This window comes from Mycobacterium pinniadriaticum (assembly GCF_026242045.1).
Classification (GTDB): domain Bacteria; phylum Actinomycetota; class Actinomycetes; order Mycobacteriales; family Mycobacteriaceae; genus Mycobacterium; species Mycobacterium pinniadriaticum.
The window spans coordinates 308147-323357 of record NZ_JAPJDO010000001.1; the positions used below are offsets into that span (position 1 = coordinate 308147).

Here is a 15211-nt window from a genome sequence, read left to right on the forward strand (position 1 = left end):
CATGGATTTCTCTGAAGTCGACCTGAGCCCTGATGACGCTGCTTTCCAACGGGAGCTGCGGGCATTCCTGTCCGAGTTGGTGACCGACGAGGTCCGGCTTCGGGACCGGCAGACCGGCGACAACTTCGACGAGGGTGTGCACCTGGCCCTCGGTGCCCGTGGTTTCCTGGAGGCGGAATTCAAATCGGGGACTGACAGCGGATTCAATCGCGTGCGCCGCCGGATCTGGGACCTCGAGCGTCGCCGCGCTCATGTGCCGTGGGTGACCTGGGGTACCACCGTGATGGTCGCCCGAGCGGTCGCCGCCTTCGGCAAACCAGAACTGGTCGACGAGGTGTTGCCGAGAGTTTTCGACGGCACGGCGCGGATGTGTCTGGGCTACACCGAGCCCGAGGGCGGCTCGGACGTGGCGACCTGCAAGACCCGCGCCGTCCGAGACGGCGATCACTGGGTCATTAATGGATCGAAGATGTTCACCACCGGCGCCCACAACTGCCAGTACGTGTTCCTGCTGACCAACTCCGACCCGGATGCACCAAAACACAAGAGTCTGAGCATGTTTCTGGTGCCACTGGACACCCCGGGCATCGAGATCCAGGGCATCCGCACCGTCGATGGTGACCGCACGAACATCGTGTACTACACCGATGTCCGGGTGTCAGAGAAGTATTTGCTCGGGGAGGCCAACGGTGGCTGGACCGTCCTGCGCGGACCGCTGGACGCCGAACACGGTGCGGTCGCCACCGAGCCGGACGGGCTAGCCGATGTGTCGATCATGGCGCATCAGGCCGGTGTCATGGCAGCGGCGGTCGATGCCGTCGCCACCAGGGTCGGGCTGCCTGACGCCGCAGGAACCCGGCTGGTCGACGATGGTGCGGTCGCCTACCGTCTTGGCCGCAGCGCGGCGCGTTTGGAGGCATCCCTTTCCACGCCAAGCATTTTTGGACGGGTGGCGCAGGCACAGACGATGCGTGACATCGCGCCCGAACTGATGGATATCGCCGGCGCCGCCTCGGTGTTGCCCGTCGACGCCGACGGTGCGGCCGACAACGGCGCATCCGAGTACGCGTTTCGATTCGCACCGCTTTTCGGCATCTACGGCGGCACACTCGAGGTGTTCCGCAATATGATCGCTCAGCACGTCCTGGGGCTGGGCAAGCCGAACTATTCCCCGCCGGCCGCCAAAGTGCCGACAAAAAAATGACGCCTCCCGTTGTCTTCGATCCGTTCTCGGATGACTTCTTCGTCAGTCCCTATGAGACCTACCGCCGGATGCGTGACGAGGCCCCCGTCTATTACAGTTGGGAGTACGACTTCTACGCGCTGACCCGGCACGACGATGTTGCCGTGGCGTTCAAGGACTTCGAAACGTTTTCCTCGGCGTACGGCGTCGACCTCGGTCAGGTCCGCAAGGGTGAGGTGACCAAACACGGGTCGATCATCGCGATGGACCCGCCCGCGCATCGGCGGATGCGCAGCCTGCTGAACAAGGTCTTCACCCCCCGGGCGATCGAAGCGCAGCGCGCCCTGGTGGTCGAACTGGTCGATAAGCATCTGTCCGCCGTCGATCCGGCGGGATTCGACTTCGTGCAGGAGTTCTCGGCGTTGTTCCCGGTCGACGTCATGACCAGCCTGCAGGGTGTGCCCGTCGACGACCGCCAGCAGGTCCGGTTGTGGATCGACGAACTGCTGCACCGCGAGAACGGCGACGTCGAGATGACCGAGGCGGGCCAGAAGGCCGCCGTCGACATGGCGATCTACTATTTCCGTCTGGTCAAGCAGCGCCGGGAGAACCTCGGTGACGACCTGCTGAGCAAGCTCATCTGTGCCGAGATCGAACGGGACAACGGCCAGATGGAACCGCTGGACAACATCGAGATCACCGAATTCGCCACGCTGTTGGGCGGTGCGGGCGCGGAGACGGTGACCAAGCTCATCGGTAATGCGGCTGTGGTCTTCGCGCAGAACCCCGACCAGTGGGCGCTGCTGCAGGACGACCGCAGCAAGATCCCGCTGGCCGTCGAAGAACTGCTGCGCTATGAGGCCCCGGCCCAGTACAACGTGCGCTGCTCGCTGCGCGACATCACCCTGCACGGCGTCACCATTCCGGCCGGCAAGCCGGTCTTCCTGGTCGGTGGATCCGCCAACCGCGACGAGCGGGCGTGGGACGAGCCGGACCGATTCGACATCGACCGGGACCGTAGCCAGGCCCAGAACCTGGGCCTGGGCTACGGAATTCACAGTTGTCTGGGTGCGGCCCTGGCGCGGTTGGAAAGCGCCATCGCACTGGACAAGATGCTGGACTTCATGCCCCGCTACGAGGTCGACTTGAGCGGTTGCATGCGGGTGAACATGCAGAACGTCGCGGGCTGGAGCAACGTGCCGGTGAAGGTACTAGACGATGCCGCCACGTCGTAGATCGGCGATCTCTGCTGTACTGTAACCGATTTCGGCAAGTACCTCGTCGGTATGCTCGCCCAGTAGCGGAGCGCGCCGCCGGATCGAGCCCGGTGTCGCTGACAACCGGAATGGTGTCTCGATGAGGGGGACAGGTCGAGAGGCACCGGGAAACGGTACGCGTTTGAGGTAGCCCATCGCCTGCACATGCGGGTCATCGAGAACCTCTTGGGGGGAATTCAGCGGAGCCGCTGGAAGTTTCGCCGCCTCCAGCCGTTCGAGCGCTTCGGCTTTGGTCTTGCCGGTGCACCATTGCTGCATCAGGTCGTTGAGGATGTCACCGTGCTCCCAACGGGAGTCGTCGTCGGCGAACCGCGGATCGTCGAACAGGTCCTCGCGGCCGATCAGCCGGCACCACCGTTTGAACATCGGCTGACCGGCGATCTGGAGCAGGACCCAGCCGTCGGAGACCTGGTACAGGTCACACGGAGCGACCGAGGTGCCACGGTTGCCCGCCCGGGGCTTGTCGACTCCGAGCAGCGCGCGCTCGATGAGGAAGGCGTTGGACAGCATCAATGCCGTTGGCAGCAAGGCACCTTCGACGTGCTGGCCCTGCCCGGTCTGGCTGCGGTGATACAAGGCCATCATGACCCCGATGGTCAGCGTGAGTGCCGTGCCGAAGTCGGCTTGGGGGACCACGGTTCGGATCGGCAGCTCGGGCAGGCCCTGGCGGTAGACTGCGCCGGACATCACCTGACCGGCACCGTCGAATCCGATGCGGTCGCTGTAGGGGCCACCCTCGCCGTACGCGGTGGCGCTGGCCAGGATGACGTCGGGTCTGACGGCGCGCAGCGAGTCGTAGTCGAGGCCGCTGGCCCGCATACCGGCCGCGGGCATGTTGGCGATGACGATGTCGGACCGCGCCACCAGCCGCCGGGTGATGTCGGCGCCTTCGGGGGTTGTCGAGTCGAGGGTCAGCGAACGCTTGTTGCGGTTGCACTGCAGGAAGGTGCCGCCTTCGCCACCGTCGGTAACCGACTGCACCCACCGGTCCTCGCCGCCTTCGCGTTTCTCGACGCGCAGGACGTCGGCGCCCATGTCGGCCAGCAGCGCACTGCACCAGGGTGCGGCGATGAACCGGCCGTAGTCGAGCACCCGGATGCCGTCGAGAACGCCCATGTACTCAGAGAGTGAGGACGGTCGCGGCCGCGGTCCCAGGGGCACCGTAGAGCTGAGTGAAGCCGACCTTCGGTTCACCGGGGACCTGGCGATCACCGGCTTCGCCGCGCAGCTGACGGACGATCTCGTGGATCTGCCGGAGCCCGGAGGCGCCGATCGGCTCGCCATTGGCGATCAGGCCGCCGTCGGTGTTGATCGGCATGGATCCATTGATCTCGGTTTCGCCGTCGGCCAGCAGACGCTCCTGATCGCCGTCTGCGCAGAATCCGCATTCGGCCATGTGAATGATCTCGGCACCGGCGTCGGTGTCCTGCAGCTGGATGACGTCGACATCCTGCGGTGACACACCGGCCTTTTCGAAAGCAGCGCGGGCCGCATGGACGGTCGGTGCGACATCCTCGGCGACCGGGCCGAAGGTCGTATTGACCTCGTAGGCGCCGTATCGCCGAGTGCGAACCTCGACGGCCTTCAGGTAGACCGGCTTGGATGTGTAGCGATGCGCGATGTCGGCGCGGCACATCACCACGGCGGCCGCCCCCTCGTCGGGCGCACAGAACATGTACTGCCGCAGCGGGTAGTTCAGCACAGGTGAGGCCATGATGTCCTCGACGGAGATCTCCTTGCGGCGGAAAGCGTTCGGGTTGAGCACACCGTTTCGGAAGTTCTTGTTGGCCACCCGTGCCAGCGTCTCCTCGGAGATACCGTGATCGTGGATGTAGCGGTTGGCCTTCATGCCGAAGAACTGGGTGGTCAGGTACTGACCGTTCTCGGCGTACCACCGCGGCATCCCCACCAGGGCGGGATCTTCGGTGAAGGCGCCACGGGGATGCTTGTCCAAGCCGATCGCGATGCCGATGTCATAGTCGCCCAGCCGGATACCGTCCGCACACGCCTTGGCCGCACTGGCGGCGGTCGCGCAGGCGTTGAACACGTTGGTGAACGGGATCCCGGTCAGCCCCACCATCGCGACGATGGCGTCGGGGTTGGCGACCGTCCAACTGCCGCCGGTGGCGAACTGGACGTCCCTCCACTCGATGCCGGCGTCGGCGACCGCGGCGAAGATGGCGTCCACCCCCATCTCCATGGCCGTCTTACCTTCGAACCGGCCGAACGGGTGCAGTCCGACGCCGATGATGGCGACATCGTTCATCGATGGTCTTCCTCCCGGGATATCGCCGTATGAGCGAACAAACTGTAACACTTACAGTATCTTGGCCTATGTGGCTTCGACCATCGAGCACAAGACCACGTTCTGCCGGATCTGCGAACCGCTGTGCGGCATGGTGGCCACCGTCGAGGATGGCCGCCTGACGGCCCTGCGGCCGGACAAGGAACACCCGCTCTCGGCGGGTTTCGCCTGCCAGAAGGGCATCGCGTTCACCGAGGTCCAAAACGATCCGGACCGGGTCACCACGCCGCTTCGCCGGCGGGCAGGAGCGAAGCGACCCGGGGATGAGGAGGGGTCTGCCAGCGGCTATGTCCCCGTGAGCTGGGACGAGGCGCTGTCGGATATCACCGATCGGCTGGCTGCGATCCTGAAGGCCCACGGCTCGGGGGCGGTCGGCTGGTATATGGGGAACCCGGGTGCGTTCAGCTACGCGCACACCTTCGCGGCGTTGATGTTCATCAAGGGCCTGGGTCGGCACGGCCACTACTTCACGGCGTCGTCACAGGACACCAACAGCAGACTGATCGCCAGCCAGCTGCTCTACGGGGCACCGACCTCGGTGCCGATCCCCGATCTGACGCGTACCGATCTCCTGGTCATGATGGGATCCAATCCCATTGTCTCCCACGGTAGTTTTCTGACCGCGCCGCGGATCAAGGACCGCATGACCGATATCGTCAAGCGGGGCGGGCGCGTCGTCATCGTCGATCCTCGTCGCACGGAGACGGCGGCGGCGTTCGAATGGCTTCCCGTCGTGCCCGATACCGACTCTTTCCTGCTGCTGTCACTTCTGCAGGTGATGTTCGCCGATGACCTCGTCGACACCGCGAGGGTGACGGCGCAGGCCGACGGCGTCGACTGGCTGAAGGCGCTGTGTGCGCCGTTCACCCCTGAGTTCACCGCCGCCCGCACCGGCATCGACGCGGACACTGTCCGGTCGCTGGCGCGGGACCTGGTGCGCGAACCACGGGCGGCCGTCTACGGCAGGCTCGGTACCTGCGTAGGCCGTTACGGCACACTCACCACCTACCTGATCGACGCGGTGAACCTCGTCGCGGGCAATCTCGATGCCCCCGGCGGGTCGGTGTTCAGCTCGATGGAGACCGTCGGAGGGCGCTGGCAGGCCACGATGATGGGCCTTGCGATGCGGCGCTCGTATCGCAAGCGGTCCCGGATCGGCGGGATCCCGATCGCCGTCGCGATGGAACCGGCCGCGCTGATGGCCAAGGAGATCACCACCGGCGGTGACAGGCAGATCAGGGCGATGTTCGTCTCGGCGGGTAATCCCGTGTTGTCGGTACCCAACGGCGATGAACTCGAAGCGGCCTTCGACTCCCTGGAACTATCTGTGGCACTTGACTTCTACGTCACCGAGACAACCGGACGATGCGACTACATCCTGCCGGTGACCACGATGTACGAACGCGATGACTTCCCGTATACCTTCCAGGCCTTCCAGGCGACGCCCTTCCGGCAGGCCACCGAGGCTGTGGTCGCGCCGTCGGGCGAGGCCCGTTCGGAGTGGGACATCGTCGAGGATCTCACGGTCCGACTGGCACACAGCGTTCCTGCGTTCGCCGCCCTGGCTGCCGCGCGGAAGGCGTTGGGCCTCTTCGGGATAGCTCTCAAGCCACGAATGATGATCGATGCCCTGATCCGGATGTCGCAGGGTGGCGACCGGTTCGGACTGCGTCGCGGGGGGCTGACACATCGACGGCTGACCGAGAACCATCCGCACGGTGTGGTCGTGGCGCCGCATATCCGCACGGGTGTGCTGCGCAATTCGGTGGCCTACCTGTCCCGCCGTGTTCGCCTCGCCCACGCCGGTATCGGCGCCGAAGTCGACAAGCTCGTTCGCCGAGGCGATCCCAATGGGTATCCGCTGCGGATGATCGGCATGCGCGAACCGCGCTCGGAGAACTCGTGGATGCACAACTCGCCGCTGTTGATGCGGGGCGAACGGGGCCAACGGGCACTGATCCATGTGGACGATGCGGCCGGACTGGGTATCTCCGACGGCGATGTCGTGCGGGTGTCTTCGCCGTACGGCGAGATCACCGTCGAGGTGAACACCACCAAGGATCTGATGACCGGTGTGATCGCGGTACCTCACGGCTGGGGACACCAGGGCACCGGGACCTGGCGGCTGGCGAATCGCGCCGGCGGCGCCAACGTCAACAGACTGACGTCGAGCGCGCCGGAGGACGTCGAGTCGTTGTCGGGGATGGCATGGCTGACCGGTGTGCCGGTTCGTGTCGAGCGCGTTTCCGATGTGGTGGCCGCCGATCCGGTCTGAATCAGGCGATCGCGCCCGATTCCTTCAACGCCTCGATCCGATCCCAGTCCAGACCGATCTCCATCAGCACGATCTCGGTATGCTCACTGGCCTGCGGCGCGCGGGTGGTCTCCAAAGCCTCGTGGTTGAACTGCACCGGCCCGCGGACCACCTTGAACGGCGCACCACCGTCGGCGGCCTCCACCTCGACGATCATGTCGTTGGCGATGGCCTGCTCGTCGGTGGCCAGATCGACGAGGCTCTGGAACGGCGCCCACTGGCCCTTCATCGTCTTGAGATGCTGGCGCCAGTACTCGAACGGCTTGGCGGCGATCGCCTCGGCGATGAGTTGAACACCTGCTTCGGCATTCTGGATCAGTGGCATCACGTCGGAGAACCGTGGGTCGTCGGCGAGCTCGGGCAATCCGAGGTGCTCCCACGTGTCGCGGATGTAGCCGGTCGGGCTGACGATGCACAGGTTGATGGTGCCGCCGTCGGAGGTCAGGTAGTTGGCCATGAACGGGTTGACCGACGTGGTGGTGCCCGGCATCAGGGACCGCATGGTTTCCCCGGTCTCCATGCCTTGAGTGACGCTGGCGCCGGCCGCCCACCACGCGGTGCTCAACAGCGACACGTCGATCTCCACCGCTTCCCCCGTCCGCTCCCGATGGAACAGCGCCGCGGAGATTCCGCCGGCGATGTTCATCCCACCGATCGAGTCGCCGAACGCTGGAATACCTTGCGGCAGAGCACCGCCGATCTCCTCGGGCGTCAGGGCATGTCCGATGCCGCTGCGTGTCCAGAACGCCGTGCCGTCGAAGCCGCCCACCAGGCGTTCGGGTCCCTTGTCGCCGTAGGCGCTGCCGCGTGCGTAGATGATGTTCGGGTTCACCGCGCGGATGTGCTCGACGTCGAACTTGTTCTTCTGCCGGGCCTGCGGCATGTAGTTGGTCAGAAAGACATCGGCCGTCTTGGCGATCTCGTAGAGCACCTCCTGGCCGTCGGGCGTGGACACGTCGATGCCGACGCTGCGCTTGCCGCGGTTGGGGTGCTCGATCAGCGGGTGACGATTGGGGTCGAGCTGGAAGCCGCCCATGTTGATGAACCCGCGCTGGGTGTCCCCGCGAACCGGGTGCTCGACCTTGATGACGTCGGCGCCCCAGTCGGCCAGGATCGCCCCGGCCGCCGGGACGAACGTGAACTGCGCGACCTCCAATACCCGGATGCCGTCCATCACCTTGATCACGATCGTCTCCTTTCGCCCGGCGGTGGTAACCACATTCTCATACCCCGCCCGCCCCAGGCCAGAGAATCGGCCCAACATCGCCGCAGGCAATTACTGTAACCTTTACAGTTGACCGTCCCAGAACAGAAGGTGGTGCATCGGTGGCCGAACAGGACACGAGCGTGGAGCTCGGCTTGCGCGCGGCGCAGCGATCCGAGACCCGGATGCTCATCGACGGGAAACTGACCGCGGCCGCCGACGGTGCCGAATTCGACAATCTGAGCCCGGCCACCGGCCGAGTCCTTGGTGTCACCGCCGCCGCCGGACCCGAGGATATGGACCGCGCGATCGGCGCGGCAAGACGTGCGTTCGACGACACCGACTGGTCCACCAACCGCGAGCTGCGCAGGCGCTGCCTGGCCCAGCTGCAATCCGCCCTGGAGTCCGACAAAGAAGACCTGCGCGAAGAACTCGTCGCCGAGGCCGGCTGTCCAGTGATGTCCACCGGCGACGCCCAGTTGGAGTGGCCACTGGCCGAATCGCTGCGCTACCCGTCCCGGTTGATCGACGAATTCGACTGGGAGCGAACGTTGGACGGTGGCGGGCTGTTCGGTGAGCGCAACGTGCGCACCGTCGTCAAGGAACCGGTCGGGGTCGTCGCGGCCATCACCCCGTCGAACTACCCGATCGAAGTCATCCTCAACAAGCTGGGACCGGCCCTGGCCACCGGCAACACCGTCGTCCTCAAACCAGACCCCAACACCCCGTGGAACGCCACCCGCATCGGTCGCCTCGTCGCCGAGCGCACCGACATCCCCGCCGGCGTCCTCAATGTCGTGCCCACCCCGTCCAACGAGGTCGCCGCGCTGCTGGCCACCGACCCCCGGGTGGACATGGTGTCGTTCACCGGGTCCACCGCGGTCGGCAAGCAGTTGGTGCGCGACGGCGCTGACACCATGAAACGCACCTTCCTGGAACTGGGTGGCAAGTCGGCGCTGATCGTGCTCGACGACGCCAATCCGGCGCATGTCATCGGCGGCGCGGTGGGGGTGTGCGTGCACGCCGGCCAGGCCTGCGCACTCACCACCCGGCTGGTGATCCACGAATCGCTCTACCCCGAGGCGTTGGCGGCCATCACCGCCGCGTACCAGGCCGTGCCGGTCGGAGATCCCGCGTTGCCGGGAACGTTCGTCGGTCCCGTCGTCAGCGCCAAGCAGAAGCAGCGGGTGCTGGACGCGTGTGACCAGGCTCGCCGCGACGGCGCCGAAATCCTGGTCGGGGGAGGGAGTTTCGACGGGTTGCCGGACTACCTGGCCGGCGGGCACTTCGTCGCGCCGACGGTGATCACCGGAGTCGACAGCAAGGCCGCGATCGCCCAGCAGGAGATCTTCGGTCCGGTGCTCGTGGTGCTGCCGTTCCGCGACGACGACGACGCCGTCCGCATCGCCAACGACAGCGCCTACGGGCTTGCCGGGGCGGTGCTGTCCGGCTCGATCGAGCGGGGCATGGGCATCGCGCGGCGGATCCGTACCGGATCGATCGGGGTCAACGGCGGGATGTTCTACGGCGCGGACGCGCCGTTCGGGGGATACAAGAACAGCGGTGTCGGACGGCAGTGCGGAATCGAGGGCTTCGGCCAGTATCTGGAAACCAAGACCGTCGCGTTCCGTACACCACGCAAGGCTTGAGAGGACCCCCGTGGGCAAGTTGGACAACAAGGTCGCCGTGGTGTCGGGAGCCGCACGGGGACAGGGGCGTTCGCATGCGATCGCGCTCGCGGCCGAAGGCGCGGACGTCATCGCCCTGGACATCTGCGCCGACCTCGAGGGCAACACGTATCCGTTGTCGCGCCCCGAGGATCTGGACGAGACCGCACTGCTGGTGGAGAAGGAAGGGACGCGATGCCTGACCGCGATCGTCGACGTCCGCGAACGGGCCACGGTATGGCAGACCATCGCCGAGGCGGTCGAGGAGATGGGCCACCTCGACATCGTGGTCGCCAATGCCGGAATCTGTCCGATGGGCAAGGGCCAGACCCTGCAGTCATGGTCGGACACCATCGACACCGACCTGGTCGGGGTGTTCAACGTCATCCAGGCGAGCATGCCGCACCTCAACGACGGCGCTTCGGTTATCGCTACTGGCTCCCTTGCCGCGCAGTTGGGTAGCGCCACCAACCAGGGCCCCGGCGGGTCGGCGTACAGTCTGGCCAAGCAGATGGTCGCCCGATACGTCAACGACCTGTCAATCCAGTTGGCCAGAAGGATGATTCGGGTCAATGCTCTGCATCCGACCAACGTCAACACCGACATGCTGCACAACGAGGGCATGTACCGGGTGTTCCGGCCCGACCTGGTCTCGCCGACCCGCGACGACGCGGAAATGTCGTTTCCCGCGATGCAGGCGATGCCGGTGCCCTACATCGAACCCTACGACGTGTCGGCCGCGGTGGTGTTCCTGGCCAGCGACGACTCCCGCTATATCACCGGGACGCAGTTGCGCATCGACGCGGGTGGATTCGTGAAGGCCAAGCCCTGGAAGGGCTAGCGGACGGCGTCGAAGGTCACCGGCAATGACGTCGGCGACCGGAACGGCTGGCCCTGGATGTGCGGGTCTCCTTCATCGAGCAACGTGATGTTGCTCAGCCGGTCCAGCAATGACTCCACGGCGACCCGGGTCTCCATCCGCGCCAGGTGCAGGCCCATACAGGTGTGCTCACCGGCGGCGAACGAGATATGGGGCATGTGCTTGCGGAAGATGTCGAACTCCTCGGGCCTTTCCCAACGGCTTTCGTCGCGGTTCGCCGATCCGATGCACACGTCGACCACCGAACCGGCCGGTATCGCAACGCCTTCCAGCTCGCTGTCTTCGGTGGCGAATCGTTGCACGGTGGTCAGCGGCGTTTCGAAACGCAGCCCCTCCTCGATGGCGGGCCGGATGAGGTCGCGATCGGCCTGTACCGCGGCCATCTGCTCGGGATGGGTGAGTAGCAGGTAGAGCAGATTGCCCGAGGAGCGGTAGGTGGTTTCCAGACCGGCGGGCAGGAGCAGCCGCAGGAACGAGTAGATGGCCTCGTCGGTGAGTTTCTCGCCGTCGATTTCCGCGGTCACCAGGTCGCCGATGATGTCCTCGGTCGGCTTGGACCGGCGCTTGTCGATCTGTTCGAGGAAGTAGTCCTTGAGAGCTGCCGAGGCTTCAAATGCCTTCTCGTAGTTGACCGCATAGCTGATCAGCTGGACCGCCCGGCGCCGGAAGGTGGGCAGATCCTCCTCGGGCAGCCCCAGCAGCCGGGTGATGACCCGGGTGGGGAACTCGAAGGTGAACGCCTTCACCAGATCGGCGTGGCCTTCGTCGATCAGCTCGTCGATGAGTCCGTTCACGATGGGACGGACGACCTCGGGTTCCCACCGGGACAGCGACTTCGACTTGAACGCCGCCGATACCAGGTTGCGATGCTCCCAGTGCACCTTGCCTTCCATCGCCAGGATGGTCGGGCCGATGAACAGGCCGATGGTCGAGTCGTAGATCTTGGAGTTGAACGCCTTGCCGTCGCGGAATACCGTGTTGACGGCGTCGAAGGATACGGCTGCGTACTCGTTCTTGGGCCGGAGTGACTCGGGGGTCTTGGAGTGGTCGATGACGGTGCCGCGGAAGATTCCCGCTCCACGGCGCATCTCGGCGAAGAACGGGTAGGGATCGCGCAGGTAGTCGGCGGGCAGTTGCGGGACGGCGGCGTCCTGGGTCTGGCTTCCCACGGCTACCCCTCTGCTAGCGGCCTACTGTAATGATTACAGTAGCGTACACGACGGTATATCGGTGATGGGGCGACAGTGCCACCGTCAATGCGCCGGCCCCGGCGAGCACGCTGTCGGTCACGTCCAGGCCGCGATCAGGTCATCGGTGGTGGTGACGGTGGCCAGCAGCGCCAGGGTGTTGTCGATGATGGCCGCGCCGTATTCGGGGGGCACCCCGGCCACCGCGTCGCGCGGCAGCACGACGCGGTAGGCGGCGTTGACGGCGTCCATCACCAGATTGGGAATTGCGACGTTCAACGACACTCCGACGGCCACGATGGTGGTCACGCCGAGATTGCGCAGGATCGCGTCGAGGTCGGTTCCGCCCATCGGGCCGAGGCCGTGCCAGCGGCTGAGCGTGAGATCGGCTGGTTCTGGGCCGAATTGGGGGAGCAACGTGGCGCCGGCGCTGCCCGGCGCGATGTCCACCCCGCTGGCGCCGATCGCGAACAGCTTGGCATTGTGATTGGAACCGAGTCCGTCGGGCCGGCGTTGCACCAGGCAGTGCACCACCTTCACCCCGGCCGCGCGCGCCACGGGCAACAGCCGTTCGATATTGGGCAGGGCCTCGCGCTCAGCCTCTCGGGCCAGTGCCGCCAATCCGGCGTCGGGCCCGACGACCGCACCCTGCAATTCCTGGGTGACGATGGCGGTGTGAGCGGGGCCTACGAGTTCGGGTTTCATACCGGGGCCGCTGCCGACACATCGTAGAACTGCAGCGCCCATTTACGCATCGCCATATAGGGTTTGGCGTCGACCTTGGCCAGGGCGGGATGCTCGACATACTTCTGGTAGCGCCAGATCTCGAGGTCGTCCCACACCGTACCGAGGTACTGCTTTTCCACCCGCTCACGGACGTCGGCGGGTGGAATATCACTGGTGTCACCGTCTTTCCGCGGCCACCAGATCGAATAGAACATGTTGGACACCTCGTCGTCGACGGGTGTGCAGGCGAAGATCAGCCGATGGTTCGACGAGCCCTCGAACGCGCTGATCGCGAAGCCCAGGCCGGAGAAATGGCTGTGGATGCGCAGCGCCATCTTGTTGGGATCGTCGCTGCGGGCATCCGGCCAGCCGGTGAGGAACCGCCACTCTTCGTCGACCGCCTCCCACTCCAGGCACACCGGTGTGACCGTCGCCTTGTGGACGTAGTGGAAATGTGCACTGTCCGGGCCGTTTTCGGCCACGATCTGCGGATGTACCGGCTCGTTCTCGGCGAACCGGGAAAACTCCGGGTAGGGCCGGTAGTAGGTGTCCGGGTCGACGGGAAACTGCGGGAACTTGGTGAAGATGTCGGGCAGCTCCCACCGCGGTGGCTCGCCATCGGGATGGTGCCACATGAAGATGCAGCCATGCTGCTCCTGAACCGGGTAGGCGCGAAGGCGCAGACCCTTGTTGGGCTTGTCCGGTTGGTAGGGGATGTAGGTGTTGGCACCGTCGGGTCCCCACCGCCAGCCGTGGAACGGGCACTCGACGCAGTCGCCGACGACGGTGCCGCCGTGCCCGATGTGCGCACCGAGGTGCTTGCAGTGGCCCTCCAGCACGTGCAGTTCACCGGACGCATCGCGGTAGATGACGAGGTCCTCGCCGAAGTAACGCAGCGACGCGACGTCGCCGACTGCGTATTCTGCCGACCAGCCGATCATGAACCAGCCGGTGACCTTCCAGGTGAACGGAACCTTCACGTGGATCCTCCTCGGACTCAGGGCTTACTAAGAGTATTACAGTAGTGCTTTCAGGCAAGGCGAATGGGAGGCGTCCGATGGTCGACGGCAGCGACGAACTCGAGGCGATTCGCCAGCTCAAGGCGAGATACTGCCGCTTCCTGGACACCAAGGATGTCGAGTCGTGGCGGGGCGTCTTCGCCCCCGATCTCACGGTGTTGTTGGACGGTTCCGTCTCGACCGGCGGCGCCGACCCGCAGACCGGGCCGCCGATCCATGGCGTCGACGAATTCGTGCCCATGGTGATCGGCACTCTGGAAGGCGTGGCGACGGTGCATCACTGTCACACCCCGGAGCTCACCCTGACGTCGGACACCACGGCGACCGGCATCTGGGCGATGGAGGATCTGCTGTTCTTCGGCGACGGAACGCGGTTGCACGGCGCCGGGCACTACCACGAGACGTATGAGAAACGCGACGGCCGGTGGCTGATCACGTCGCTGCATCTGACCCGCACCCTGCTGCGGTTCAGCTGACCAGATCGGCGGCGATGACGGCCTCGCCGAACGCGTCGAGATAGTCGCAGGCCTCCCGTGGGGTGGCCGCCTCGACGTGGGCGACGGCCCAGTTCGCACCGTGCCCGGCCAGTTCGCCGAGCGCGTCTTGAGCCTGCCGCAGCGAGGAGTCGTCGTCGAGGTCGATCCACGGGCAGATCACCTGGACGTCGACGGAGAGCGGATCGCATCCGGCGTCGGCGAGCGCGTTGCGCAGCCGGTGCAGCAGTGCGCCGAACTGCTCGGCGTTCTCCAGTGCGGCCGTGCCGATCGCCGATGCCATGCCCGCGGGCGCGATCAGCGGCATCCAGCCGCTGCCGTGCTGGACTACCCGGCGGATCGCCGCAGCGGTATTGCCTCCGATCCAGATCGGCGGATGCGGCCGCTGTACCGGCGGCTGCAGCCACATCGGACCGGTCGCTGTGAATCCCTCTCCGCTGACAGGTGTTTCGGGATCCGTCCAGATCGACCTCAGGGCCGACAGCGCTTCGTCGAGCAGTCGGGCGCGGCTCTCTACGTCGACGCCGAGCGCGGCGAACTCCGAGCGCAGATACCCCGCACCCACGCCGGCGATCAGCCGGCCGCCCGACAGGATGTCGAGGCTGGTCAAGGACTTGGCGGCCAGATACGGATTCCGGAACGGCAGTACGTAGAGGTTGGTCATCAGCCTGATGTCGCTGGTCACCGCAGCCATGAAGCTCAGCGCCGCGATCGGGTCGAGGGTGTCGTGGCCGCCGCCCCGCCGCCATTTCAGCGAGGGGGCCGGATGCTCACTGAGCGCGATCGCGGAGAACCCGGCGGCCTCGGCCCGGGTCGCGACATCGCGGATCACGGCCGGTTCCAGGAAATCGTCGGGTGCGGTGGGGAGCTCGCTCGGATATTCCAGGGTGTACCGCATCGCCCACCTGAGGATTTCGGGGATCCGGCGGCCAGGCCGGTTCCAATACTGTAATAG

At 65.7% G+C, this 15211-nt stretch carries 13 protein-coding genes; 6 read left to right on the forward strand and 7 right to left on the reverse strand.

All coding sequences use genetic code 11. The annotated features are described in order from the left end of the window. Window position 1: 1 nt before the first annotated feature. On the forward strand, window positions 2-1204 hold the full coding sequence (locus tag ORI27_RS01600; RefSeq protein ID WP_265994539.1) for an acyl-CoA dehydrogenase family protein: 1203 nt from the start codon (window positions 2-4) through the stop codon (window positions 1202-1204). After that, complete coding sequence (locus ORI27_RS01605) at window positions 1201-2418, forward strand: cytochrome P450 (protein ID WP_265994538.1); 1218 nt, start codon at window positions 1201-1203, stop codon at window positions 2416-2418. Before ORI27_RS01600 ends, ORI27_RS01605 begins: the two co-directional genes overlap by 4 nt. Here the strand turns inward: ORI27_RS01605 and ORI27_RS01610 are convergent. Together ORI27_RS01610 and ORI27_RS01615 are read right to left on the reverse strand one after the other, a co-directional pair. Beyond that, entirely contained in the window at window positions 2395-3576 is a 1182-nt protein-coding gene (locus ORI27_RS01610; RefSeq protein WP_265994537.1) for a CaiB/BaiF CoA transferase family protein, read from the reverse strand. The genes ORI27_RS01605 and ORI27_RS01610 overlap by 24 nt on opposite strands. Before the next feature lie 4 nt (window positions 3577-3580). Continuing rightward, window positions 3581-4726 (reverse strand): thiolase family protein, encoded by a 1146-nt coding sequence (locus tag ORI27_RS01615; protein WP_265994536.1) that lies wholly within the window; start codon window positions 4724-4726, stop codon window positions 3581-3583. A 70-nt stretch (window positions 4727-4796) separates the two neighbouring features. Here ORI27_RS01615 and ORI27_RS01620 point away from each other — a divergent pair, with 70 nt between their 5' ends. Further along, on the forward strand, window positions 4797-7040 hold the full coding sequence (locus ORI27_RS01620; protein ID WP_265994535.1) for a molybdopterin-containing oxidoreductase family protein: 2244 nt from the start codon (window positions 4797-4799) through the stop codon (window positions 7038-7040). A 1-nt stretch (window position 7041) separates the two neighbouring features. Here ORI27_RS01620 and ORI27_RS01625 read toward each other — a convergent pair whose 3' ends face one another. Then, window positions 7042-8253 (reverse strand): CaiB/BaiF CoA transferase family protein, encoded by a 1212-nt coding sequence (locus tag ORI27_RS01625; protein WP_265994844.1) that lies wholly within the window; start codon window positions 8251-8253, stop codon window positions 7042-7044. Window positions 8254-8468: 215 nt separating this feature from the next. Between ORI27_RS01625 and ORI27_RS01630 the strand changes: the two genes are divergently transcribed. Both ORI27_RS01630 and ORI27_RS01635 read left to right on the forward strand, forming a co-directional pair. Continuing rightward, window positions 8469-9932, forward strand: coding sequence for an aldehyde dehydrogenase family protein (locus ORI27_RS01630; protein WP_265994843.1), 1464 nt, complete (start codon window positions 8469-8471; stop codon window positions 9930-9932). A 10-nt stretch (window positions 9933-9942) separates the two neighbouring features. Next, the gene (locus ORI27_RS01635; RefSeq protein WP_265994534.1) at window positions 9943-10791 is read left to right on the forward strand and encodes a mycofactocin-coupled SDR family oxidoreductase; all 849 of its coding nucleotides are present in this window, start codon (window positions 9943-9945) and stop codon (window positions 10789-10791) included. Here ORI27_RS01635 and ORI27_RS01640 read toward each other — a convergent pair. The 3 genes from ORI27_RS01640 to ORI27_RS01650 form a co-directional block, all read right to left on the reverse strand. Next, window positions 10788-11999 (reverse strand): cytochrome P450, encoded by a 1212-nt coding sequence (locus tag ORI27_RS01640; protein WP_265994533.1) that lies wholly within the window; start codon window positions 11997-11999, stop codon window positions 10788-10790. The genes ORI27_RS01635 and ORI27_RS01640 overlap by 4 nt on opposite strands. 117 nt (window positions 12000-12116) lie before the next feature. After that, window positions 12117-12722, reverse strand: a complete 606-nt coding sequence (locus ORI27_RS01645) for a cysteine hydrolase family protein (protein ID WP_265994532.1) — start codon at window positions 12720-12722, stop codon at window positions 12117-12119. Beyond that, on the reverse strand, window positions 12719-13723 hold the full coding sequence (locus ORI27_RS01650; protein ID WP_265994531.1) for an aromatic ring-hydroxylating oxygenase subunit alpha: 1005 nt from the start codon (window positions 13721-13723) through the stop codon (window positions 12719-12721). The genes ORI27_RS01645 and ORI27_RS01650 overlap by 4 nt, the downstream gene beginning before the upstream one ends. A 77-nt stretch (window positions 13724-13800) precedes the next feature. Between ORI27_RS01650 and ORI27_RS01655 the strand changes: the two genes are divergently transcribed. Beyond that, window positions 13801-14238 carry a nuclear transport factor 2 family protein gene (locus ORI27_RS01655; RefSeq protein WP_265994530.1) on the forward strand — a complete coding sequence of 146 codons (438 nt, stop codon included), beginning with the start codon at window positions 13801-13803 and terminating at the stop codon, window positions 14236-14238. Here the strand turns inward: ORI27_RS01655 and ORI27_RS01660 are convergent. Beyond that, on the reverse strand, window positions 14231-15154 hold the full coding sequence (locus tag ORI27_RS01660; RefSeq protein ID WP_265994529.1) for a TIGR03619 family F420-dependent LLM class oxidoreductase: 924 nt from the start codon (window positions 15152-15154) through the stop codon (window positions 14231-14233). The two genes, ORI27_RS01655 and ORI27_RS01660, sit on opposite strands and share 8 nt — an antisense overlap. Between the last annotated feature and the right edge of the window lie 57 nt (window positions 15155-15211).